The organism is Sphingobium sp., assembly GCF_033795625.1.
Classification (GTDB): Bacteria; Pseudomonadota; Alphaproteobacteria; order Sphingomonadales; family Sphingomonadaceae; genus Sphingobium.
In genome coordinates this window covers 1-21,843 of record NZ_JARYGI010000048.1, presented here as the reverse complement: position 1 = coordinate 21,843, position 21,843 = coordinate 1, and the positions used below count along the sequence as shown (strand labels likewise).

The 21,843-nt window shown below is 63.0% G+C and carries 23 protein-coding genes; 6 read left to right on the top strand and 17 right to left on the bottom strand.

All coding sequences use genetic code 11. The annotated features are described in order from the left end of the window. Positions 1–51: 51 nt before the first annotated feature. Positions 52–312: a hypothetical protein gene (locus QHC67_RS16985; protein ID WP_319296059.1), complete on the bottom strand. Its 261-nt coding sequence runs from the start codon at positions 310–312 to the stop codon at positions 52–54. A 197-nt stretch (positions 313–509) separates the two neighbouring features. On the opposite strand from QHC67_RS16985, the gene QHC67_RS16980 reads away from it, so the two are divergent. Beyond that, positions 510–1,571 (top strand): SDR family oxidoreductase, encoded by a 1,062-nt coding sequence (locus tag QHC67_RS16980; protein ID WP_319296057.1) that lies wholly within the window; start codon positions 510–512, stop codon positions 1,569–1,571. A 61-nt stretch (positions 1,572–1,632) separates the two neighbouring features. On the opposite strand, the gene purQ is transcribed toward QHC67_RS16980, so the two are convergent. From purQ to fmt, 5 genes are all read right to left on the bottom strand, one after another. Beyond that, positions 1,633–2,307, bottom strand: a complete 675-nt coding sequence (gene purQ / locus QHC67_RS16975; RefSeq protein ID WP_319296055.1) for a phosphoribosylformylglycinamidine synthase subunit PurQ — start codon at positions 2,305–2,307, stop codon at positions 1,633–1,635. Positions 2,308–2,320: 13 nt separating this feature from the next. Next, positions 2,321–2,554 carry a phosphoribosylformylglycinamidine synthase subunit PurS gene (purS, locus tag QHC67_RS16970; protein WP_319296053.1) on the bottom strand — a complete coding sequence of 78 codons (234 nt, stop codon included), beginning with the start codon at positions 2,552–2,554 and terminating at the stop codon, positions 2,321–2,323. Between the two features lie 216 nt (positions 2,555–2,770). Further along, positions 2,771–3,550 carry a phosphoribosylaminoimidazolesuccinocarboxamide synthase gene (gene purC / locus QHC67_RS16965; protein WP_319296052.1) on the bottom strand — a complete coding sequence of 260 codons (780 nt, stop codon included), beginning with the start codon at positions 3,548–3,550 and terminating at the stop codon, positions 2,771–2,773. A gap of 262 nt (positions 3,551–3,812) precedes the next feature. After that, positions 3,813–4,553: a tRNA pseudouridine(38-40) synthase TruA gene (gene truA, locus QHC67_RS16960; RefSeq protein ID WP_319296050.1), complete on the bottom strand. Its 741-nt coding sequence runs from the start codon at positions 4,551–4,553 to the stop codon at positions 3,813–3,815. A 126-nt stretch (positions 4,554–4,679) separates the two neighbouring features. Next, the gene (fmt, locus tag QHC67_RS16955; protein WP_319296048.1) at positions 4,680–5,588 is read right to left on the bottom strand and encodes a methionyl-tRNA formyltransferase; all 909 of its coding nucleotides are present in this window, start codon (positions 5,586–5,588) and stop codon (positions 4,680–4,682) included. Positions 5,589–5,746: 158 nt separating this feature from the next. Here fmt and recR point away from each other — a divergent pair, with 158 nt between their 5' ends. From recR to rmuC, 3 genes are all read left to right on the top strand, one after another. Then, positions 5,747–6,343, top strand: a complete 597-nt coding sequence (recR, locus tag QHC67_RS16950) for a recombination mediator RecR (protein ID WP_319296067.1) — start codon at positions 5,747–5,749, stop codon at positions 6,341–6,343. A 48-nt stretch (positions 6,344–6,391) separates the two neighbouring features. After that, positions 6,392–6,928: a peptide deformylase gene (def, locus tag QHC67_RS16945; protein WP_319296047.1), complete on the top strand. Its 537-nt coding sequence runs from the start codon at positions 6,392–6,394 to the stop codon at positions 6,926–6,928. Positions 6,929–7,008: 80 nt separating this feature from the next. Further along, complete coding sequence (gene rmuC, locus QHC67_RS16940) at positions 7,009–8,430, top strand: DNA recombination protein RmuC (protein WP_319296045.1); 1,422 nt, start codon at positions 7,009–7,011, stop codon at positions 8,428–8,430. Between the two features lie 180 nt (positions 8,431–8,610). Here the strand turns inward: rmuC and xth are convergent, their stop codons facing one another. The 8 genes from xth to QHC67_RS16900 form a co-directional block, all read right to left on the bottom strand. Then, entirely contained in the window at positions 8,611–9,381 is a 771-nt protein-coding gene (gene xth, locus QHC67_RS16935; RefSeq protein WP_319296044.1) for an exodeoxyribonuclease III, read from the bottom strand. A gap of 64 nt (positions 9,382–9,445) precedes the next feature. Continuing rightward, the gene (gene erpA, locus QHC67_RS16930; protein ID WP_230188545.1) at positions 9,446–9,772 is read right to left on the bottom strand and encodes an iron-sulfur cluster insertion protein ErpA; all 327 of its coding nucleotides are present in this window, start codon (positions 9,770–9,772) and stop codon (positions 9,446–9,448) included. A 90-nt stretch (positions 9,773–9,862) separates the two neighbouring features. Next, the gene (locus QHC67_RS16925; protein WP_413818562.1) at positions 9,863–10,600 is read right to left on the bottom strand and encodes a M23 family metallopeptidase; all 738 of its coding nucleotides are present in this window, start codon (positions 10,598–10,600) and stop codon (positions 9,863–9,865) included. A gap of 334 nt (positions 10,601–10,934) precedes the next feature. Further along, positions 10,935–11,396: a thioredoxin-dependent thiol peroxidase gene (gene bcp / locus QHC67_RS16920; protein ID WP_319296038.1), complete on the bottom strand. Its 462-nt coding sequence runs from the start codon at positions 11,394–11,396 to the stop codon at positions 10,935–10,937. Further along, a complete protein-coding gene (locus QHC67_RS16915; protein ID WP_319296037.1) occupies positions 11,396–14,122 on the bottom strand; it encodes a bifunctional [glutamine synthetase] adenylyltransferase/[glutamine synthetase]-adenylyl-L-tyrosine phosphorylase in 2,727 nt (908 codons plus the stop codon). The genes bcp and QHC67_RS16915 overlap by 1 nt, the downstream gene beginning before the upstream one ends. 292 nt (positions 14,123–14,414) lie before the next feature. Next, positions 14,415–15,071, bottom strand: a complete 657-nt coding sequence (locus tag QHC67_RS16910; protein ID WP_319296035.1) for a sigma-70 family RNA polymerase sigma factor — start codon at positions 15,069–15,071, stop codon at positions 14,415–14,417. A gap of 114 nt (positions 15,072–15,185) precedes the next feature. Further along, positions 15,186–15,317, bottom strand: a complete 132-nt coding sequence (locus tag QHC67_RS16905) for a hypothetical protein (RefSeq protein ID WP_319296034.1) — start codon at positions 15,315–15,317, stop codon at positions 15,186–15,188. 108 nt (positions 15,318–15,425) lie between these two features. Beyond that, on the bottom strand, positions 15,426–16,220 hold the full coding sequence (locus QHC67_RS16900; RefSeq protein WP_319296065.1) for a response regulator: 795 nt from the start codon (positions 16,218–16,220) through the stop codon (positions 15,426–15,428). Positions 16,221–16,578: 358 nt separating this feature from the next. On the opposite strand from QHC67_RS16900, the gene QHC67_RS16895 reads away from it, so the two are divergent. Together QHC67_RS16895 and QHC67_RS16890 are read left to right on the top strand one after the other, a co-directional pair. Further along, positions 16,579–16,812, top strand: a complete 234-nt coding sequence (locus tag QHC67_RS16895) for a NepR family anti-sigma factor (protein WP_319296063.1) — start codon at positions 16,579–16,581, stop codon at positions 16,810–16,812. An 86-nt stretch (positions 16,813–16,898) separates the two neighbouring features. Continuing rightward, entirely contained in the window at positions 16,899–18,410 is a 1,512-nt protein-coding gene (locus tag QHC67_RS16890) for a sensor histidine kinase (protein ID WP_319296032.1), read from the top strand. A gap of 4 nt (positions 18,411–18,414) precedes the next feature. Here the strand turns inward: QHC67_RS16890 and tgt are convergent, their stop codons facing one another. Genes tgt through QHC67_RS16875 form a run of 3 tightly spaced genes read right to left on the bottom strand, consistent with a single transcriptional unit; the run spans position 18,415 to position 21,773 of the window. Beyond that, positions 18,415–19,548 (bottom strand): tRNA guanosine(34) transglycosylase Tgt, encoded by a 1,134-nt coding sequence (tgt, locus tag QHC67_RS16885; RefSeq protein WP_319296031.1) that lies wholly within the window; start codon positions 19,546–19,548, stop codon positions 18,415–18,417. 57 nt (positions 19,549–19,605) lie between these two features. Next, positions 19,606–20,922, bottom strand: a complete 1,317-nt coding sequence (locus QHC67_RS16880) for a putative bifunctional diguanylate cyclase/phosphodiesterase (protein ID WP_319296061.1) — start codon at positions 20,920–20,922, stop codon at positions 19,606–19,608. 29 nt (positions 20,923–20,951) lie between these two features. Continuing rightward, the gene (locus tag QHC67_RS16875) at positions 20,952–21,773 is read right to left on the bottom strand and encodes an AAA family ATPase (protein WP_042853443.1); all 822 of its coding nucleotides are present in this window, start codon (positions 21,771–21,773) and stop codon (positions 20,952–20,954) included. Positions 21,774–21,843: the final 70 nt, after the last annotated feature.

The following is a 21,843-nucleotide window of genomic DNA, read 5'->3' as shown; positions in this document are numbered from 1 at the left end:
CGCATCCTCACCTCCCGTCAGCCGCAATGAATCAAATCACGCAGCCATTGGCTAGGGGTTTTTGGAGGTCCCCATCTCCCAGAGCATCTGGAAATACTCCCCCTTTTCGGGGTCCTTGCGCAGCGCATAGGCGCTCTGCCGGGTCATGCCCACGGCCGCTGCCGCCTGTTCGACGTTGCAGGTGATCGCCAGCGCCGCAGCGAAGTCGAACTGTCGTTCGATTGTCCACGTCAATGGCGGCGCAGAGCGCGGCGCGGGCGTGGCGGGGGAGTCCGGCATGGACTTGCGAGCAGGGTGTTTGGCTTGGGTCATGCGCATGGCGTAGCGTGGTGGGTGGTGTGTAGGACAGGGGTTTTGAGGGGGGGCTGGCGAGCGGCCCGACCTGTTCGTCGGCTGCCGAAGGGATTCCGTCGGGTCAGAGCGAAGATCGCGGAACGGCTTCGCCGCAGCGCCGTTGGAACACTCTTTGCGGGCCTCGGCAGCCCTGAATTTACTGAGTGGAGCATGTCATGACCGGTACGGCTTTGGTAGTGGGGGCGAGCGGGATCGTCGGCAGTGCGACCGTGGACGCGCTGATGGAAAAGGGCTGGCGCGTGTATGGCCTCGCGCGCCGCCCGCTCTCGCGCGAGGACATGACGCCCGTCGCGGTCGATCTGCAGGACAAGGCCGCCACCGCCGATGCCCTTTCCGGTCTTCGGCCCGACGCGGTGTTCATCACCACATGGTTGCGCCAGGACAGCGAGGCGGAGAATATTCGCGTCAATGCGGCGATGGTGCGCAACCTGCTCGACGCGCTTCGCCCCGGCCAAAGCACGCGCCATGTCGCGCTGGTGACGGGCCTCAAACATTATCTCGGGCCGTTCGAGGCTTATGGCAAGGGTGCCCTGCCGCAGACGCCGTTCCGCGAGGATCAGGGGCGGCTGGAGGTGGAGAATTTCTATTATGCGCAGGAGGACGAACTGTTCGCCGCGGCCGAGCGCGACGGCTTCTCCTGGAGCGTCCATCGCCCGCATACGGTGATCGGCATGGCGGTGGGCAACGCGATGAACATGGGCACCACGCTCGCAGTCTATGCGACATTGTGCAAGGAAACCGGCCGTCCGTTCCGCTTTCCCGGCTCGGCCGCGCAGTGGAACGGACTGACCGACATGACCGACGCCAGGCTTCTTGCACGTCATCTTCTGTGGGCGGCGACCACTCCGTCGGCGCGGAATGAAGCGTTCAATGTGGTCAACGGCGATGTCTTTCGGTGGAGCTGGATGTGGGGGCGGATCGCGCAATGGTTCGGCCTGGAACCGACGGACTTCGATGGCAGCGTCCAACCGCTGGAAGCCCAGATGGCCGATGCGGGGCCCGTGTGGCAGTCCATCGCCGAGCGCGAGGGGCTGGTCGAGCCGAACTTGAGCCGCCTGTCGTCGCCCTGGCACACCGATGCCGACCTGGGACGCCCGATCGAAGTTGTCACCGACATGAGCAAGAGCCGCAAGCTGGGCTTCACGGACTATCAGCCGACCGATGACGCCTTTTTCGACTTGTTCACGCGCTTGCGGGCCGGGCGGATCATTCCCTGAAGTGCGCGGTGGCAAAGGATGGCGGCGTTGCGTGTCCTTTTTTAAGAGGCCGCTGCGCCGGCTAGGCCCGCGCCAGCAGCCCCTCGACCAGTCCCTCGAACAGGCGTCGTCCGTCGGTGCCGCCGTGGGCGGGTTCGATCATGCGTTCGGGGTGGGGCATCATGCCCAGCACATTGCCTGCGTCGTTCAGGATGCCCGCGATGTTGCGGGCGGAGCCGTTGACGTTCTCTCCATAGCGGAAGGCGACGCGGCCTTCGCCTTCCAGCCGGTCCAGCGTCGCGTCGTCGGCGAAGTAATTGCCGTCATGATGAGCGACGGGGACAGTGATCGTCTCGCCCGCTTCATATCTGGCGGTGAAGGCGGACTGGGTGTTCTCGACCGTCAGCGCGACATCGCGGCAGACGAAATGGATGCCTGCGTTGCGCATCAAAGCGCCGGGGAGCAGGCCGGTCTCGGTCAGCACCTGGAAACCGTTGCAGACGCCTAGGACGAAAGTGCCGCGCGCGGCCGCCTGCGCGACGGCCTGCATGACGGGGGACCGCGCCGCCATCGCGCCGGAGCGGAGATAATCGCCATAGGAAAAGCCGCCGGGCACGCCGATCAGGTCCAGCCCTTGCGGCAATTCGCTGTCGCCGTGCCAGACCATCTGCGGCCTGTTGCCCGTCACCTGCTCGAAGGCGACGGCCAGATCGCGGTCGCAATTGCTGCCGGGGAAGACGATGACGGCGCTTTTCATGGCGCTGGCCATTTCAGGCGACCTTCTCGATGCGGTAGTTTTCGATGACGGTGTTGGCGAGCAGCTTGCGGCACATGGCGTCGAGGTCCTCGTCGCTGGTGCCGTCGGCGAGGTCAAGCTCGATCAGCTTGCCCGCGCGGACATCATTGACGCCGCCGAAGCCGAGGCCGCTCAGCGCATGATGGATCGCCCTGCCCTGCGGATCGAGCACGCCGCCCTTCAGGGTTACGAAAATGCGGGCTTTCATGGGGTCAGACTCCTAGCGGTGCGCGTTGCGCCACCCCCTAGACTAAATGTGCGTGGAGATGAAGGGGTGAGGTGCAACCCAACTGCCCCGTTCGCCCTGAGCTTGTCGAAGGGGCAGCCTGAGCGAAGTCGAAGGCACTTCACTTCGTTCAGTGGAAGGCTTCGACAAGCTCAGCCCGAACGGTGAGGGGTGGTTCCATGAACCAACCCCGCCCCTTCAGATCCCGCGCTTCTTGCGGTGGGTTTCCATGTCGAGGATCGCGTTTTCCGCGCCTTCGGGGAGGAGGCCCAGACGGCGGGCGACTTCCTGATAGGCCTCGACTTCGCCGCCGAGGTCGCGGCGGAAGCGGTCCTTGTCGAGCTTTTCGTTCGTCACCGCGTCCCACAGGCGGCAGCCGTCCGGGCTGATCTCGTCGGCCAGGATCACGCGGCTGAAATCGCCGTCCCAGATGCGGCCGAATTCCAGCTTGAAGTCGATCAGGCGGATGCCGATGGCCGCGAACAGGCCGCACATGAAGTCGTTCACGCGAATCGCCATGTCGGCGATGTCGTGCATCTCCTCCTGGCTGGCCCAGCCGAAGCAGGCGATATGCTCGTCGGAGATCATCGGATCGCCCAGCGCATCGTCCTTGTAGCAATATTCGATCAGCGTGCGGGGAAGCTGCGTGCCTTCCTCGATACCGAGCTTCTTGCTCAGGGACCCAGCCGCGACGTTGCGGACGATCACTTCGATGGGAATGATCTCGACCTGCCGGATCAGCTGCTCGCGCATGTTGAGGCGGCGGATGAAGTGCGTGGGGACGCCGATCTGCGCGAGAAGCGTGAAGATATGCTCGGAGATGCGGTTGTTGAGGACGCCCTTGCCGGAGATCGTGCCCTTCTTCTGCGCATTGAAGGCCGTCGCGTCGTCCTTGAAATACTGGATCAGCGTGCCGGGTTCGGGACCCTCGTAAAGGATCTTGGCTTTGCCTTCGTAGATCTGGCGGCGACGGGCCATGGGCATATCCCTGATTTGCAAAAACAATGCGCCCCGGCAGACGCGAATCGAAGAGGATCAGCGGTTGCCGGGGCTGTAACCGCGGCCAATAGACGAAAGTGCGATGGGGTGCAAATGGCGGTGCCTGTCGTACCGTTCGTCCTGAGTAGCCGCTGAGCGAAGTCGAAGTGGCGTATCGAAGGATATCCTGCGCGGATGCTTCGATACGGGCCTTCGACTTCGCTCAGTCCCTACTCAGCACGAACGGAGGTTTGGCGGCTTTTCAAGGATATGTGGCGCTCACGAAATAGAGCCCGTCGGGCGGGGCATTGAGGCCGAGCGCGGCGCGGTCCTTTGCCTCCAGCGCGGCGCGGAGATCTTCGGCGGACCATTTTCCGGTGCCGACGAAGGCGAGACAGCCGACCATCGATCGGACCTGATGATGCAGGAAAGAGCGCGCCGCGGCGTGGATATCGATGCGGTCGCCGCTGCGGATGACGTCGAGCCGGTCGAGCGTCTTGATCGCGCTGGCGGACTGGCAGTGCACCGAGCGGAAGGTGGTGAAGTCGTGCAGGCCGATGAGTTGCTGCGCGGCCTCGTGCATTGCTTGCGCGTCCAAAGGCTGGGTGACGCGCCACGCTAGCCCCTTTTCCCAGGTCAGCGGCGGGCGGCGGTTGACGATACGGTACACATAGGACCGCGCGGTGCAGGAGAAGCGGGCGTGCCAGTCGTCGGGGACGATCACGCAGGCGGTGATCGCGACGGGCTGGCTGCGCATCTTCGCGTTGAGGGCTTCCATCAGGCGGAACGGCGTGAGGGGCTTAGCGATGTCGGCATGGGCGCGCATCGCGATGCCGTGGACGCCGGCGTCGGTGCGGCCAGCGGCATGGATCGTGGCGCTTTCCCCGGTGACGGCGGTGATCGCGTCCTCGATCGCCTGCTGGACCGAGGGGCCATGCGCCTGCCGCTGCCAGCCCATGAAGGGGCGGCCGTCGAACTCCACGGTGAAGGCGAAGCGAGTCATGATGTCCTCAGTCCGTTCGCCCTGAGCTTGTCGAAGGGTTCTGCTGAACGAAGTGAAGTGTCTTCGCCTACGCTCAGACTGGTCCTTCGACTTCGCTCAGGACGAACGGTTGAGGGGACGGCATGCTCAATCATCCACGCGCGACCCGGCAGGCATGTCGAAGCCGCGGAGCAGTTCGCCGGGCAGCATGGCCGCCTTGCCGGCGCGCTGGATCAGGGTCGGGCGGATGCTTCCCGTGCCGCAGCCGATCAGCAGGCTGTCGTCCAGCAACGCGCCCGCAGCGCCACTCCGCGCCTCGACATGGGCGGCGTGGATGCGGAACCGCTCGCCGCCATAGCTGAAGAAGGCGCCGGGGGCGGGATTGAAAGCGCGGACCTGCCGCTCCACGACGGGCGCGTCGGCGGTGAAGTCTATCTTCGATTCCGCCTTGTCGATCTTCGCCGCATAGGTGACGCCCTCATCGGGCTGCGCCATCGGAGGGAAGGCGTCGAGGTCCTCCAGCACCTGCGCCATCAGGATCGCGCCTGCGTCGGCGAGTTCCTCCGTGAGTTCCCCGGCCGTCTTGTTCTCGATCGGCGTGACATGCTTGGCGCGCATCGGGCCGGTGTCGAGCCCCGCCTCCATGTCCATGATGGTGACGCCGGTGACGTGATCGCCCGCCAGTATCGCGCGCTGGATCGGAGCCGCGCCGCGCCATCGGGGCAGCAGCGAGGCGTGGATGTTGAGGCAGCCGCGTTTGGGCGCGTCGAGGATCGCGCGCGGCAGGATCAGGCCATAGGCGGCGACGATCGCCACGTCCGCTGCATGGGCGGCGAACAGTGCCTGCGCTTCCGGGTCCTTCAAGCCGATCGGGGTATGCACGGGCAGGCCCAGCGCCTCCGCACGAGTCTGCACCGGCGACGCACGGAGGCCCTTGCCGCGCCCCGCCGGACGCGGCGGCTGGCTGTAGACCGCGACGATTTCATGGCCCGCCCCGACCAGCTTCTCCAACCCCGGCACGGCGAATTGCGGGGTTCCCATGTAGATGATGCGCATGGCGTCCTCTCAAGCCCTTGTCGCGGGTCAACGCAAGCCCCTCCGAACATTTCCAGGTCAGGGGCAATCTCCTGACCACGCCGGGAAATGTGGCCTGCAGAAGCGAATAGGTGATGACCGGCTTCTCTCCGCGCCAGTCATCACCTATGTTGGGCTCCATGGCCTCTCCTGAAATCGAAGCGTTGACGCAGGCGCTCTCTCGCCTCCCCGGTCTTGGACCGCGTTCGGCGCGGCGGGCGGTGCTGCATTTGCTGAAGAAGCGGGAGCTGGCGCTGGGGCCGTTGCGGCGGGCGCTGGAGGCGGTGGAGGAGCGGCTGTCGACCTGCGCTTTGTGCGGCAATGTCGATACCGTCGATCCGTGCGGCATCTGCACCGATCCGCGCCGGGATGCGCGCGCGCTGTGCGTGGTGGAGGATGTGTCGGACCTCTGGGCGCTCGACAAGTCGCGGCTGTTTCCGGGGCGTTTCCATGTGCTGGGCGGGCGGCTGTCGGCGCTGGAGGGGGTGCGGCCGGAGGATCTTTCCATCGACGCGCTGGTCAGCCGCGTGGCCGCGGGCGGCATCGATGAAGTCGTGCTGGCGATGAATGCGACGCTGGAGGGGCAGACGACCGCCCATTATATCGTCGAGCGGCTGGAGCGATTTCCGGTGCGGCTGACGCAACTGGCGCATGGCCTGCCGGTCGGCGGGGAACTCGATTATCTGGACGAGGGCACATTAGCGCAGGCATTGCGGGCGCGGCGGCCAGTGGGATAAACCGCCGCGTGACTTGATCTTTTTGCGTTCTGCCCATATTTTAGCCTTATGGCCATTCTTCCGATTATCGAGACTCCGGACCCCCGGTTGCGCACTATTTCCACGCCCGTGGAGGCGATCGACGCCGATCTACAGCGGCTGATCGACGACATGTTCGACACGATGTACGACGCGCCGGGCATCGGCCTCGCCGCGATCCAGATCGGCGTGCCCAAGCGGGTGCTCGTCATCGACTTGCAGGAGCCGGAGGAAGAGGACGGCCCGCCCGTCAAGCATCCGATGGTGTTCATCAACCCGCAGATACTGGAGGGTTCTCAGGACCTTTCGGTGTATCAGGAGGGTTGCCTGTCGATCCCCGAACAATATGCCGAAGTGGAGCGCCCCGCGAAGATCCGCGCAAGCTGGATGGACCGCGATGGCCGCATCCGCGAGGAAGAGCTGGACGGGCTGCTCGCGACCTGCCTGCAGCATGAGATGGATCACCTGGAAGGCGTGCTGTTCATCGACCACCTTTCGCGGTTGAAGCGCGAAATGGTGCTGAAGAAGCTCAACAAGCAGCGCAAGGAATCGGCCAAGGCCGCCTAAGCCTCTTCTTTTTGAGGAGGGTTGCCACCCTGCCTCCGGTCCGATAGGTTCTCTTTTCGTTCTTCTGACGGAAAGCATCCATGGACCCGATCTCCCTCGTCTTCATTCTCTTGGCCTTGCTGGGCGGCGTGTGTGTCGGCTGGGTGCTGCGCGGGCAGGGAATGGCGGCGCTGACCTCCCGGATCGACAGCGCGACAGCGCGACGCGACGCCGCCGAGCGCGATCTGGCGGTGGCGCGGGAGCGGGCCGAGCAGACAGCTTTGCTGTCGGCGCGGCTTGATATGGTGCAGGCGGAGCGTGAGGCGGCCTTGCGCGATCTGGCGGCATTCCGGTCAGAACAGATGGCGCGCACGGAGGCGTTTCAGGAGCAGATTCGCGGGCTCACCGAAGCGAAGGAACAGCTCTCCGCGCAGTTCAGCGAGATCGGCGGTAAACTTCTGGAACAGGCGCAGAAGGCGTTTCTGGAGCGCGCCGACCAGCGCTTCGATCAGGCGAACCAGAAGGGCGAGGCGCAGTTGAAGGCGCTGCTGCAACCTGTCGAGACGACACTGAAACGCTACGAGGAAGGCCTGCAGCGCGTCGAGAAGGACCGCGTCGGCAGCTATCACGAATTGCGCGAGGCAGTCGAGCAAGTGAAGCTCGGACAGGGGCAGGTGCGCGACGAGACCGCCAAGCTGGTGAACGCCCTGCGCGCCGCACCCAAGACGCGCGGACGCTGGGGCGAACAGCAGTTCAAGAATTTGATCGAGACGGCGGGGCTTTCCGCCTTCGTGGATTTCAAGTCGGAGGTGTCGGTCGATACCGAAGACGGCAAGCTGCGCCCGGACTTCATCATCCGCCTGCCCGGCGACCAGCAACTGGTGGTCGACGTCAAATGCTCGCTGGAGGCCTATCTCAATGCGGTCGAGCAGACCGAGCAGCTGCCGCGGGACCGCTATCTCGCCGACCATGCGCGCGCAGTGCGGACCCATGCCGACGCGCTGGGGCGCAAGGCCTATTGGGAGCAATTCGAGAAAGCGCCCGACTTCGTCATCATGTATGTGCCGGGCGATAACTTCGTCACTGCCGCGCTGGAGGCGGACATGGACCTGTGGGAGCGCGCGGCGAAGAACCGCGTAATCATCTGCGGTCCGGCGACGTTCCTGCCCTTGGCGCGGACGCTGGCGGGGCACTGGCGGCAGGCGCGGATGCAGGATCAGGCGAAGCAAGTGGGCGCGCTCGGCAAGGAACTGTACGAGCGGCTGGCGGTGGCGGCGACGCATCTGAAGCGGCTGGGGAGCGGGCTTAACAGCGCGGTGTCGAATTACAACAGCTTCATCGGCAGCTTCGAAACGCGCGTGCTATCCTCCGGCCGCCGCTTCCGCGATCTGGATATCGAGACGGGCGGCAAGGAGATCGAGGGGCTGGACGCGCTCGACGTGCTGGCGCGCGAGCCGACCGCGGAAGAGAGCCTGCGCGCCTTGCCGGAGCCGGTCGCTGGCGCGGTGCAGGCGGTGGGGTGATGCGATGCGTTATTCGCAAAGCAGGAGGCGACTGACGGCCTGGAGTTGCCGTTCCATGACGCCTTTGATCGTTTTGATTGCGGATGTCTGTTTGGCAAGGCAGCCTATCGCAATCTCCACCCGACGGAAATGATGTAGCGTCGCCTGCGTCGCCTTGCGGCTCGACACACCTCGGAAGCGCTACTGCAACTCCACCCACACCGGCGCATGGTCGCTGGCCTTTTCCCGGCCGCGAAAGTCCTTGTCGACCTGCGCATCGTATAGCCGGTCGGCGGCGGCGGGGCTGAGCAGAAGATGGTCGATCCGGAAGCCCGCGTCGCGGGGCCAGGCGTTCATCTGGTAATCCCAATAGGTCCACACGCCGCCCTGCGGATGGCGGCTGAGCAGCGCGTCGGTCCACCCGTCGCCGAGCATCCGGCGATAGGCGGCGCGGCTCTCCGGCTGCATCAGCGCGTCGCTCGCCATCGCGGAAACGGAGTAGGTGTCCTTGTCGCGGGGGATCACGTTATAATCGCCCGCCAGCACTGCGGGCACTTCCTCGGCCCGGATCTCGGCGGCCCGCTCGCGCAGGCGCCGCATCCAGCGCAGCTTGTAATCGAATTTCGGCCCCGGCTGCGGATTGCCATTGGGCAAGTAGATGCTGGCGATGCGGACGCCATCCACATCCGCCTCGATATAGCGGCTGTGCTCGTCCTCCGGCTCGCCCTCCAGGCCGCGGCGGACTTTCTTGGGAACCTGGCCGCGGGCCAGGATCGCGACGCCGTTGAACCCCTTCTGCCCATGCCAGATCGCGCCATAGCCCGCATCCTCGATATCCTTCACCGGGAAGGTCTCGTCGGATGTCTTGATTTCCTGCAGGCACGCGACGCTCGGCTGCGTCTCGTTCAGCCATTCGATCAGGCGCGGCAGGCGGGCCTTGATCCCGTTGATGTTGAAAGTGGCGATGCGCATGGCACCTGTTAGCCAAAGCTATGTCCGGGGGCCAGCCAAAGCGCCGCCGCCGCCGATAAATTCCCTAAACGGAAAAGCTCGACCCGCAGCCGCAGCCGGCGGTCGCATTGGGATTCGTCACCTTGAACGCCGCGCCGCCCAGATCCTCGACATAATCGACAGCCGCGCCGCGCACGAGATCGAGGCTCATCGGATCGACCACCAAAGTCACGCCGTCCCGCTCGACACTGACATCCTCGGCATCAACCGCATCGGCAAGCCCGAAGCGGTACTGGAAGCCCGAGCAGCCGCCGCCCTCGACCGCGAGGCGCAGGATCGCGGCCTTGCCCTGGCGCAGCGCGATGGCGGCGACGCGGGAAGCGGCGGAAGGCGTGAGGTCGATGTCTGTCATGCGCTCTTAGATAGGGACAAGCAAAAGGCCCGGCAAGCTCTACGCTCCTGGGCCGTTGCAAAGCGCGAACTAAATTCCCTCAGCCGAAATTCAATCGGCGTTCTTTTCCTGGCGCGGCGTCGGGCCGCCCATCGCGATCGGCGGCTTGGTGTTCAGCGCAACGAGATAATCTGCGCCGGCCACGAAGGGCAGCGGATTGATGGCATTGCCCGCAACGCGGACTTCGTAATGGAGGTGGCTGCCCGTCGAGCGGCCGGTCGAACCCATGAGGCCGATCAGCTGGCCGCGATGCACGCGGGTGTTGGGAGCGACGACGAGCTTGGACATATGACCATAGCGAGTCTCCATGCCGTTACCGTGCGAGATCGCGACCAGATTGCCGTAGCCGCTGGCCCATTCAGCGCGATTCACGACGCCGTCGGCCGTTGCATAGATCGGCGTACCGACGGGACCGGGAATGTCGATGCCCTTGTGCATCCGGCTGGAGCCATTGAACGGATCGGAGCGAACGCCGAAGTTGCTGGTGAGGCTCAGTTTCTGGACCGGGCGGCCCGAAGGGATGTAGACGGACGCCTGCGCCACATTGTCCATCCGTTTCCAGCTGGAGAACAGGGAGGAGAAACCGGCGTCGTTGGGAGCCTGAACAGCGGGAGCGAGGTCAGCGGCCGTCACATCTCCGTAAGGACCGTCTTCATCGGCGGCGGATGCCGGAGCAGCAGCGCAAGCCAGAAAAGCGGCGGAAGCGGCAACGAAGGTCTTGGCAGAGGAAAACGCGAAACGTTGGAACAAAGATCTATTCTTGTCGTTGGTTATATGACGATGCGACATGCGAACCCCGATTTTGCCATCCCGTTGCCGAAGCAACGAATGGTGAACCTTGTTTTAAAGCAGTTTGAACTGCCCCCGTCGCCTTGTCTCCCGAACCCGGTTAATTAAGCAAGCACAGGGTTAATTTTCAGCGTTCAACCGGCACGTCGGCGGGGTGAAGCGTTGAATGGACTGCCTGCCTAGCCTCAAAAATCGCCATTTTTAGGGATTTGTGAGGTATTTACGGCCGAAGCTACAATCGGTTCATCGCCAAACGCGATCGGTTGAGCAGCGCAACTTAATACCACGGCGCTGTAACGATTCGGCACGATGTCAGGGCTTAAGGTACTGGCGATCAGAGCGATTTCAGCGCCTCGAAGACCTCGTCGGCATGACCCTTGACCTTAACCTTCGGCCAGACGCGGGCGATCACGCCCTCTGGATTTACCAGGAATGTCGAGCGTTCCACGCCCATATACTGGCGGCCATACATCGACTTTTCGACCCATGTTCCAAAAGCTTCGCAGAAAGTGCCCGGCTCATCCGATCCAAGCCTGACCTTCAGACCATATTTATCGGCAAATTTCTTGAGCTTCGCAGGCTTGTCCCTCGACACGCCGATCACGGCCGCATCGGCTTGCGCGAATGCCTCGGCCATTGACGTGAAGTCCTGCGCCTCGCTCGTGCATCCGGGCGTATCGGCCTTGGGGTAGAAATAGAGCACGACCGGCTTGCCCGCGTAATCGGCCAAGGTGAAGCTCTCGCCCTCCCCGTCTACCAACGCGATGTCCGGCACCGTGTCACCCACGTTCAGCATTATGCACCCCCTGCATGGCGTTCGACAATCGCACTCCATTGGTCCTGAGTGTCCTGCCGCGCCGCCGCGTAGCTTGCAAGCAGCACGTCCCAATCCTCGGCCGCGCAAGCGCGCGCCACCAGAGGCCGGGTCGTTATAGGCGGCTCGGTAGACTTGGGCGAAACCAGCCGCGAGACGAGAAGGAACCGCGTGATCAGGTCGTGCGCAGGCAGCAGCGATTCCGGCAGATGGCCCGCCGCGATCAACTGCCGCAGAGCCTCGCGCAGATTGGGCGTAAAGGCGCTGCGCGTCAGGAATTGCGTCACGTGAACCAGAAATTCGAGATCCACGAGCCCGCCCGGCACGAGCTTCGCATCGAGCGGCCCGGCCGGAGGTTTATGCGTGGCGATATCAGCGCGCATCTTGACGGCGGCGCGGACAAGCGCGTCCAGATCGCGTGGCATCGCCAGCGTGTCGTCGATGATCTTCTGGATCGCCGAACGGGCCGCCTGCGAACCGAACACCGGGCGCGCCCGGGTGAGCGCGAGATGCTCCCACGCCCACGCCGCCTCGCGCTGATACCGTGCGAAGCTGTCGAAGCTGACGGCCAGCAGCCCCTGCGCGCCTGAAGGGCGGAGCCGGGTGTCGACTTCATATAGCGGTCCGGAGCCGGTCTGCACCGACAACGCATTCGTGATGCGTTGCGCCAGACGGTTGAAATACTGGGTGGCGCCAAGCGGCTTTGGACCATCGGACTCCGCGGCAAAATCGCCGGAGAACAAGTAGATGAGATCGAGATCGGACGCATGAGTGAGGGCCCCGCCGCCCAGCCGACCCAAGGCCAATATCACCAGCTCGCCGCCGGGTACGCGGCCATGCGCCGCTTCGAATTCGACGATAGTGCCCTGTACCAGAACCTCGATGGCCGCTTCCGCCACGCGGGAATAGCCCGCGGCCACCTCCAGCGGGTCTGCCGATCCGCGCACGATCTGCGCGCCCAGCGCGAACGTCTTGTCGCCCACCCGTTGCCGCACCCGGTCCAGCAGCATCTGATAATCGTCACCCGACTCCAGCGCGCCAAGTTGCTCCGCGAGGATCGGCACGGGCGGCGGGGGATCGAACGCGCTGGCGTCGATGAGGCTATCCAGCAGCTCGACACGCCGGGCGAGCGCCTCCGCCAGCGTCGGCGCGTGGCTCAATATCTCTGCCAGCAGTTGCACGACCGCCGGGCGGGTCGTCAGCAGCTTGAAGAAGTTTATGGCGCTTGGCAGCCGCGCGATGACATCGTCCAGCCGGTTCAAGGCGGCGTTGGAGTCCGGCGCTTTCGCCAGCGCTTCCATCAACGTGGGCAGCAGTTCCTCGAGCGCCGACCGCGCCGCCGAACTGCGCAGCGCCCGCAAGCCGCCGGAGCGCCAGTGCGCAATCCGCGCCGCAGGGAACTCCGGATCGGAAAAGCCGAAGTCCGCCAGTTGAGCGTTGAGCACCACGGGATCGCGCGACAACTGCTCGGTCGCCTCCTCCCGGACAAGCTTGTCATAGTTTCCTCCGACCCACCCGACGTGCGGCGCCAGCAGCGCAAGGAGGGACTGGCCATCCGCCAACCCGTGCAGCCGCGCCACGTTGTCGAGGCTCGCTTCACCAAGCGGCAATTCATGCGTCTGCCGGTCGTCCACCATCTGCAGGCGATGCTCGATCGTTCGCAGCAGAACATAGGCCGCGTCCAGCCGAGTTGCGGTGTCGGCATCGATGATCCCGGCCTCGCCAAGCGCGCGCACTGCTTCGCGCGTGGCGCCCGGCCGAAGCGCGGCATTGCGGCCGCCATGGATCAGCTGATGTACCTGCGCGAAAAACTCGACTTCGCGAATTCCACCCCGGCCCCTTTTCAGATCGTAACCCGGCCCGAATGCCTGCCCCTGCGCATAATGGTCCCTGATACGGCGGGACACGTCGGTGATCGCGTCGATCGCACTGAAATCGAGTGACCTTCGCCACACGAACGGCCGGATCGAGCGGAGGAAATATTCCCCCAGCGCCCTGTCGCCAGCCGCGACCCGCGCACGGATGAATGCCGTTTGCTCCCATCCCGCCGCCATGGATTCGTAATAGCTGATGGCTGCTTCGACCGGGAGAGCGATGGGCGTCGCTTCGGGCGAAGGGCGGAGGCGCAGATCTACCCTGAAGACATAGCCGTCGCCGTCCCTGGCGCTCAACAATTCGGTGACGCGTTTGGCGATGCGAACGGCGGCGTCGATGGGCTCCTCGCGCTCCCGATGTGGCAGCGTGGCGGGATCGAAGATCAGGATGGGGTCTATGTCGGAGCTGTAGTTCAGCTCGCGGCTGCCATGCTTGCCAAGGGCAATGACGGCAAAGCCGCGCTGTGGTTCTCCGGGGTATCGCTCGGCAAAGGCGGCGGCGATCGCGCGATCAAGAGCGTCGTCGGCAAAATCGGAAAGCGTCGACACCACGCGGTCGAGGTCCCATGCTCCGGACAGGTCGGCAATGGCCGTCACCAGCGCCAAAGCGCCCCTCTCCCGCCGCAAAGCCTGCCCTACGGAAGCCGCATCGGCGCCGGCCGATCCGACGCCCGCCAGTGCCTTGTCGAAGTCTCCTGCCGCAAGCTGAACCGCAAGTTCCGGATAGCGCATCAGCATGCGCGCGAGAAACGGCGCATGGGCCTCGGCACGAGCTACGGACTGACCGCCGTCCAACAAGGAAACGCGACTGGCGGCGATGCTGTCGCTATGCACGGTGCTGGCCTCTCATTCGGTTCGGCGCATTCACTTGCAACAACTGGAAAATCGCGCGCAACCTTTTACTTATTCGGGTCGTTCAATACCTCATGATAAAGCAAAATAAAACATCGAGTGAACGAGGAAAGGATCCTGTGTCGCACTTTGTGACCGTGCAACTGCCGTCGGCGAAAGATGGTATCGCCCGGGCATTGTCTGCAGCGTACGACAACCGGTCCCTTGCACTCCCCGACGATATGCTCGGGTTACTGGCCAAGCTCGACCGGATCTGACAATCAGCCGAGCCGGGTCAGCGGCCCTGACTTAGCTTTTCCACGTCGCCCATGATTTCGTCGAGCACGCCATTCTCGCTCGTGATCTGCCCGCGACGAGTGGGTAAGTCACCGCTGTCCATCATCTGCTCGAGCGCTGCACGGCCACGTGCAACGCGGCTCTTGATAGTGCCGACCGCAACCCCGCAGATTTCGGCCGCTTCCTCATAAGCGAAGCCGCCGGCACCGACCAGGATCAGCGCCTCGCGTTGCGGCTGGGGCAACTGCAGCAACGCACGCTGCATATCCGCAAGCTCGATATGCTTGTCCTGCCCGGCAGGCGCCGCCAGCAAGCGGTCAGCCGTCAGGTCATCCCATTCGCCCCGAAACCGCGAACGCCGCATCTGAGACAGGTAATGATTGCGCAGAATGATGAACGTCCAGGCCCGCATGTTCGTGCCGGCCTGAAAGCGCGATCGCGCCGCCCAAGCCTTCAGGAGGGTTTCCTGAACTAGATCGTCCGCCAGATCGCGATTACCCGACAGCGACCGGCCAAATGCGCGCAGATGGGGAATGACGGCTGCAAGCTCGCGCTTGAAGTCGACGTCGGAGAGAGCCTGCCGCTCCTCCGGTATCGCAATGGCGTCACCCTCCTCCACGTCGAACGCAGGATTGCCGGCATTTGCGACAGCCATCACGCGTGCGATTCCGAGGCGATATGGTTCAGCGATTGAGGCAGCATACTCATTAGGTTCAAAGCGGTATTTCCCGATCGCATTTCTAGAGGCAAGTCAGCCTTCAACACGCAGTCACAAAAGCAGCAACAGCGCCATCACGAGGATCACCAGCGTAAGCGAGATAACGAGCACATAGCGTACGATGTGCGGCGTCGATCCTGCCCGCGCGTCGTCCGTATTAATATGCTGTTGCTCGTCCGGCATTCTGGCTCTCCCGTTCGTTACGCATCAATAACACCTTCGATTGAACGATGTTCCCAAAAGCCTCACTGTATCCTGTCGATAACGGCAATGAACGCTGCTGCCATTATCTTAAGCTGGTGCCGTAGCCTCGTCGAAGAACAATGCCTGAGCGATAGCAGCCTTCACCGTCGATCGCTGGAACGGCTTTGTGATCAGGAACGTAGGCTCGGGCCGTTCGCCCGTCAGCAAGCGTTCTGGAAAAGCGGTGATGAATATTACCGGAACGGCAAATTCCGCCAGGATATCCTTCACGGCATCTATGCCGCTGGAATCATCGGCCAGCTGGATATCCGCCAGAACCAGACCAGGCCGATCGGCCATCGCTTCTCGCACCGCTTCGTCGCGAGTCACTGCTATGGCGGTGACGTCATGGCCGAGGTCCCGCACGATGGTCTCGATATCCATGGCGATGATCGGCTCGTCTTCGATGATGAGGACTTTCGCCCGCGTCTGCGCTTCGATCTCCGCCAGGGCTTCGCTGACCAGAGCGTCCACATCATGCGCCGAGACATTGATCAGATAGGCTGCATCTTCCGACGAGAACCCTTCCATGGCCGTCAGGAGCAGCGCCTGACGCGACAAGGGGGTGATACGGGCAAGGCGCGCACGGGCAATGGCTTCATGATCGCCACCAACGGCGCCCACCGGCTCATCGTCCACATGCGAGGACGCCCAGATGGCATGGAAGGTGCGATACAGGCCAAGACGCGGATCGACATCACGCGGAAACTCTTCCGGAGCGGCAACGATGGCTTCCAGGGTGGCGCGGACATAGGCGTCGCCATGGGCCTGACTACCCGTCAGCGCACGGGCATAGCGGCGAAGAAATGGTAGGTGCGGATGTAATTGCTGGCCCAGCGACATAATGAAACCTGTCTCCCTCAGTGCGGTCGGCAGCATGATGCAGGGCCGGAAACACGCTTTAAGGATGGAGGGCACATTGCTCTAATGCAAGCCCCCGATCCGTGATAAGGTTTCCCGCCCGGACATCGCGCCCCTGGTTCTACCAGAGTGCCGATGAAAAAATATCGTGATGCCGGAACCAACCACATTACAATTTGTTTCACGGCCGTTCGGTTTTTTTGTTCCGAGCAAGATTAAATAGCGGAGCCATTTTTTTAGGTCAGCAGCATTGACGTGGAAATAGGATGAAGCGATGTCATCCTTAACTTGGCAATTTGTGTAATAGGCGAAAAAGGGGCGAATTTTGGGTTCTTCTGACATGCGACCGGATGCGATGGCACCATTGGACGCGTCCGCAGCCGCGGGAGAAGTATCGTCGTCTTCCAATCCCGCCCAGAACTCGGGAAAGAAACCCCGAAAAGGAACGCAGCGTGTCGCGCGCGGCGGTAGTCCCGATCAAAACGTTGGCAACGTCCTTCGCTCCGTGTACCAGAATGCTGTGCAGGAAGAGATTCCGCCTGAGATGCTAGACCTTCTCAGCAAGCTGGATTGATCGGGTAAGATGTGGGCGACACTGCCGGTTCTCCCCCGCCATCGCGGGCGGTAGGCTTATTTTCGTTCCACTCGACCGGCGTCAAGATGTTCTTTATATTGACGCTGGCGTTGTTTCCCCTGGGGCTGGTCGCCCTGCTCGCATCGCTCCAGGCCATACGCACATCCGATGCGGAACGACGCGCCATCCTCCAGATGGAAGCGATGCAGAGCGTACGCTCGCTGACCGCCGAATTTGCCGCCGACCGGATGGCGTTGCAGATCGGGGCTAACGCACTAGGCCGCGCTATCGAAGATCCACGTCAGTGCGCACGGCTCGACAGCTTCATGCGGGCAGGGACGTCATTGGACACGCGGTTCGAGATCTTCGATCGATCAGGCAGGCGCATTTGCGCCACGCATGGCGGGTCTTCCGTCAACCTTCCCGCCGGACGCCGCTTTTCCGGGCAGGCTGTCGAACTGCTTCCAGAGCATGAGAGCCTTCTGGTAAGAACACCCGTTCTCGAAGGAAGCATGATCGGTCTGGTGTTTTACGGGCGCGACCATCTGAACCAGATTGCCAATGCCGCTGCCGCATTGACCAATCGCCGCACGATACTCGCGCAAGGCACGAGGCAGCTTGCCTTGAATGCTACTCGCGCGCCTTTTGAGGGCGGGACGCTCGAACGTGTTTCAAGCCGTGTCGACGGGACCGATCTGACGTTGATACTGGAGAGATATCTGCCGCCTAAAACGGTGGCCCGAATGCTCCTGCTGTTCCTCCCGGTGCTCATGTGGATTGCGGCGGCCGCCATCGGCTGGTTCGTGGTCAACCGGCTGCTTATTCAGCCGCTGGTGATGCTTCGCAGAGCCGTGGCCGCTTATCAGCCTGGCGTAGTGCTGGAGCCCTTCGCGCGGGTACGTACGCCGGCCCAGGAGATTGCGGATCTTGGCGAGACCTTTCGCGCGATCAGCGAAGATGTCGCGACCCATGAGGCCGAAATGGCCGAAAGCCTCGTGCGCCAGCGCAAGCTTACGCGGGAGGTACACCATCGAGTGAAGAACAACCTCCAGATCATAGCCAGCCTCATCAACCTGCACAGCCGATCTGCGGCCACATCGGACGCCGTGGATGCCTATAGCTCCATCCAGCGCCGCGTCGACGCCTTGTCGGTCGTTCATCGCAATCACTATGCCGAGCTGGAAGAAAATCGCGGCGTTTCGATACGGCCCCTGATCAGCGAGCTTTCAGCCAGCCTGCGCGCCACGGCTCCGGAGAGCGGCGCAAGGCTGAAGATCCAGATCGACAGCGCGGACCTTCATGTGAGTCAGGACGTGGCGGTGCCGGTTGCCTTCCTGACCACCGAACTGGTCGAACTTGCGATGCTCTGCGACTCTGGGCCGACCATCAGTATCTCGGTTCAGCCTCGGGAAGATGAGCCCAACCGGGCCCAACTGCGAGTCGAGTCGGAAGCGTTGCGGACTACTCCCTCGTTGCAGTCGAAGCTGGAAGGCCGATTCGATCGGGTCCTGACCGGCCTGTCGCGTCAACTACGTTCGCCGTTGAAGCGTGACGAGGAAGAAGGCGTGTTCTGTATCGACATCGCCGTTCTGGACTGACTGGCTACTTACGCAGATAATCCGCCCTGAAGCTTTGGGCAAAGGACGCGAACCTGCCGTTGGCGATCGCGTCGCGGATGCCCTGCATCAGCGCCTGATAGAAGTGGATGTTGTGCTGCGTCATCAGCATTGCGCCCAGCATTTCTCCGGCCTTCACCAGATGATGGAGATAAGCGCGGCTCCAGGTCGCGCAAACCGGGCAGCCGCAGCGCTCGTCTAGCTGCGCCTCATCCTCGGCAAAGCGCGCGTTCCGGATATTGAGCGGGCCGGTCCAGGTGAATGCCTGCCCGTTCCGTCCCGATCGCGTGGGCAGCACGCAATCGAACATGTCGATGCCACGCTCGACGGCGCCCACGATGTCGTCGGGCTTGCCGACGCCCATCAGATAGCGAGGGCGATCAACCGGGAGCTGGCCGGGCGCGAAGTCCAGCGTGGCGAACATGGCCTCCTGCCCTTCCCCCACGGCAAGGCCGCCCACCGCATAGCCGTCGAAGCCGATCTCCATGAGCTGCTGGGCGGACCGAAGACGCAGATCCTCGTCCAGTGATCCCTGCTGTATCCCGAACAACGCAGACCGCCCGGCGTGATCTCCCCCCGCGTCGAAGCCCTCTCGCGACCGTCGCGCCCAGCGCATCGATCGCTCCATCGACTGCGCGGCCTCATCACGCGAGGCCCCGTTTTTCGTGCACTCGTCGAACGCCATGACGATATCGCTGCCAAGCAGGCGCTGTATCTCCATCGAACGCTCGGGCGTGAGCAGGTGCTTGGACCCGTCGATATGACTGGAGAAGGCGACGCCTTCTTCCTTGAGCTTCGTCAAGGCGGACAGGCTCATCACCTGATAGCCACCGCTGTCGGTCAGGATCGGACGATCCCAACTCATGAACCTGTGCAGGCCCCCCAGCCGCGCCATGCGCTCGGCCCCCGGACGCAGCATCAAATGATAGGTGTTGCCCAGAATGATGTCGGCGCCAGCGGCCCGCACTTCCGCTGGACGCATGGCCTTGACCGTCGCTGCGGTGCCGACGGGCATGAAGGCAGGCGTGCGAATGTCGCCGCGCCTCATGGAGAGCACCCCGGTCCGGGCTTTTCCGTCGGTTGCGGCGATCTGAAACGAGAAACGGGGTCTATCGAGCATCCGGATGCTCATATGCTGTTTCCGCTACGATTGTCAGCCCCGGCAAACGCTCCAGGATCAGGCGCGTTTGCGCAGCAGCTGACGCGAGCGCAAGCTGCGTTGCGTCCCGATGTCAAAGCTTTCCGACAGCATACGAGTGATCTCTGCACGGGGCACCGGTGGGCACAACAGGAACCCTTGCGCATAATTGAAGCCAGTGTCGCTGGCATAACTCAGCTGGCCGTCGCTCTCGATGCCTTCCGCCACCGTATCCATGCCCAGTTCCGCAGCCAGGAAGATGATGGCGCGGATCACAGCCTGGGTTTCGGGACTGGTATTCACAATGCGCATGAAGCTTTCGTCCACTTTTATCGTGTCAAAAGCAAAAGCGCTCAGATAGCTGAGCGAAGAATAGCCCGTGCCGAAATCGTCGAGTGCCAGTCGAAGCCCGATCTTCCGCAGGTCGAGCAGCATCGCATTGGTGCGTGGCTCATCCACCAGGAGCACGCTTTCGGTTACCTCAAGTTCCAGCCTCCGGGCCGGCAAACCCGTCGCCATCAGATGACTGATCACGATCCGCGGAAGATCGGCCGACTGGAACACGGCAGGCGATATGTTGACCGACAAGCGTACGTCTTCAGGCCATTCCGCTGCCGCGGCGCAGGCTTCGGCCAGTACCCACTCGCTGATCTCGTTGATGAGCCCGATGTTTTCGGCAATGGGAATGAGCTCCCGCGGGGCGATCGATCCGAGCAAGGGATGCGTCCACCGCAGCAGCGCTTCACAGCTGGCGACCTTGCCGCTTGCCAGATCGAAGATGGGCTGGAAGTGGAGCGACATTTCGCGATCCCGCAGGGCAGTGCGAATGCCGGTTTCGATGTCGTGAAGCCGGTTGAAACGCTCTTTCATGGACCAGGTGAAGCTCACCGCCCGATTCCTGCCGTTTCCCTTGGCCTGATAAAGGGCCATGTCGGCATGCTGGAGCAACTCGTCGGCATCGCGACCGTCCTGTGGCGCAATGGCTATGCCAAGCGACGCTGTCACGGAGAGCGTATGGCCGGCTATTTCAAAATTCTGGCGGAAATAGCCTAGCACATCAGCTGCAATGGCCTGAGCGCCGGCGCGATTCGCTCCGGGACAGACGAGGATGAACTCATCACCGCCAAAACGGGAGACATATCCGCGCCGGTCGAGCGCTTCCGACAATGTCTCGGCAACGACGCATAGAAGCTGATCGCCGATCATGTGGCCGATCGAGTCGTTGATTTCCTTGAAGCGGTCCAGATCCATCCAAAGAACAGCGACGGCGTCATTGGCGCGCTGGTTCTTTTCGAAGATTTCCCGCAGGCGCAACTGCATCGCCATGCGGTTTTCCACGCCTGTAAGTGTAGATATCAGCGCTGATTGGCACCGTTCTGTCAGCGCTAAGTGACACCGATCACGAGGGTGCTGCGTGCAGCTTCCACCACGTCGTCAGTGATCGCGTTCAGGCCGTTGATCCTCAGGATGCGCTCGATCTGAACGAACAGCCGGTGGAGCAGACGGAAGTTGCCGCCCGTGATCCGCACGATGGTGGCGACCGCCTGCGCGTCGGTGAAGTCCGCTTCGTCCATCGCGAGTCCGAGGTCGCGCCAGCGCCGCGTGAGGACAAAGGTCAGCTCCTGATCCTGCAAGGGCCGGTACTGGTGGGCGAAGCCGACACGGCTGAAAAGCTGTGCGTATCGCTCCATGCGCTTTTCGATGCCCGGCATCCCGATCAGGATAAGGCCGATGCCCTGCCGGTCGAACAGGTCACGCAGATATTCCAGCCCCGTGTTGGACAGGCGGTCGGCTTCATCGACGATCAGCAGTTCGACGAAATGCTTCCGGGGCGAAACGACGATCTGATCCTTGGGCCGGACATGCTGATCGATACAGATATCGACCCGATCGATGAGGCGGGGCAGGTCCTGACGAAGCTCGCGCAGCGTGCTGCCGACTGTCGGCGTATAGAACACGGCACGCGCACGGGCGAGGTCGGCATATATCTTGAGATCGGACGCCTGCCGCGCACCCCAGGTCATGAGCAGATCGACTGCGCCGTCCCAGCGCGCGTAGCGTCGCGCGGAAAGGGTTTTGCCGACGCCGGCCGTGCCGTGACACAAGCCAATGTAGCGGTGCTTGCGGACGGCGTTGGCAAACTCGGTGAAGCGGCGATGTTCCTGCGTCGAGATGAAGCTGGTGGCGCGAGCGCTGCCGTCTGCCATCACTCGCCCTCGTAATAGGTGCGGAGACGCGGCTTGCTCCGTGTCACCTCGGGGGACGTGGCAGGCGTGG

Bases quoted from the DNA above. Each gene is read 5' to 3' on its own strand.
- QHC67_RS16910 (WP_319296035.1), bottom strand. From the start codon at position 15,071: ATGGCTGTCGCAAATGCCGGCAATCCTGCGTTCGACGTGGAGGAGGGT.
- fmt (WP_319296048.1), bottom strand. From the start codon at position 5,588: ATGCGCATCATCTACATGGGAACCCCGCAATTCGCCGTGCCGGGGTTG.
- QHC67_RS16900 (WP_319296065.1), bottom strand. From the start codon at position 16,220: ATGTCGCTGGGCCAGCAATTACATCCGCACCTACCATTTCTTCGCCGC.
- truA (WP_319296050.1), bottom strand. From the start codon at position 4,553: ATGACTCGCTTCGCCTTCACCGTGGAGTTCGACGGCCGCCCCTTCATG.
- xth (WP_319296044.1), bottom strand. From the start codon at position 9,381: ATGCGCATCGCCACTTTCAACATCAACGGGATCAAGGCCCGCCTGCCG.
- erpA (WP_230188545.1), bottom strand. From the start codon at position 9,772: ATGACAGACATCGACCTCACGCCTTCCGCCGCTTCCCGCGTCGCCGCC.
- rmuC (WP_319296045.1), top strand. From the start codon at position 7,009: ATGGACCCGATCTCCCTCGTCTTCATTCTCTTGGCCTTGCTGGGCGGC.
- QHC67_RS16905 (WP_319296034.1), bottom strand. From the start codon at position 15,317: ATGCCGGACGAGCAACAGCATATTAATACGGACGACGCGCGGGCAGGA.
- QHC67_RS16985 (WP_319296059.1), bottom strand. From the start codon at position 312: ATGACCCAAGCCAAACACCCTGCTCGCAAGTCCATGCCGGACTCCCCC.
- purQ (WP_319296055.1), bottom strand. From the start codon at position 2,307: ATGAAAAGCGCCGTCATCGTCTTCCCCGGCAGCAATTGCGACCGCGAT.
- def (WP_319296047.1), top strand. From the start codon at position 6,392: ATGGCCATTCTTCCGATTATCGAGACTCCGGACCCCCGGTTGCGCACT.
- QHC67_RS16980 (WP_319296057.1), top strand. From the start codon at position 510: ATGACCGGTACGGCTTTGGTAGTGGGGGCGAGCGGGATCGTCGGCAGT.
- recR (WP_319296067.1), top strand. From the start codon at position 5,747: ATGGCCTCTCCTGAAATCGAAGCGTTGACGCAGGCGCTCTCTCGCCTC.
- QHC67_RS16890 (WP_319296032.1), top strand. From the start codon at position 16,899: ATGTTCTTTATATTGACGCTGGCGTTGTTTCCCCTGGGGCTGGTCGCC.
- QHC67_RS16925 (WP_413818562.1), bottom strand. From the start codon at position 10,600: ATGTCGCATCGTCATATAACCAACGACAAGAATAGATCTTTGTTCCAA.
- QHC67_RS16875 (WP_042853443.1), bottom strand. From the start codon at position 21,773: ATGGCAGACGGCAGCGCTCGCGCCACCAGCTTCATCTCGACGCAGGAA.
- tgt (WP_319296031.1), bottom strand. From the start codon at position 19,548: ATGCTCGATAGACCCCGTTTCTCGTTTCAGATCGCCGCAACCGACGGA.
- purC (WP_319296052.1), bottom strand. From the start codon at position 3,550: ATGGCCCGTCGCCGCCAGATCTACGAAGGCAAAGCCAAGATCCTTTAC.
- QHC67_RS16895 (WP_319296063.1), top strand. From the start codon at position 16,579: ATGCGACCGGATGCGATGGCACCATTGGACGCGTCCGCAGCCGCGGGA.
- purS (WP_319296053.1), bottom strand. From the start codon at position 2,554: ATGAAAGCCCGCATTTTCGTAACCCTGAAGGGCGGCGTGCTCGATCCG.
- bcp (WP_319296038.1), bottom strand. From the start codon at position 11,396: ATGCTGAACGTGGGTGACACGGTGCCGGACATCGCGTTGGTAGACGGG.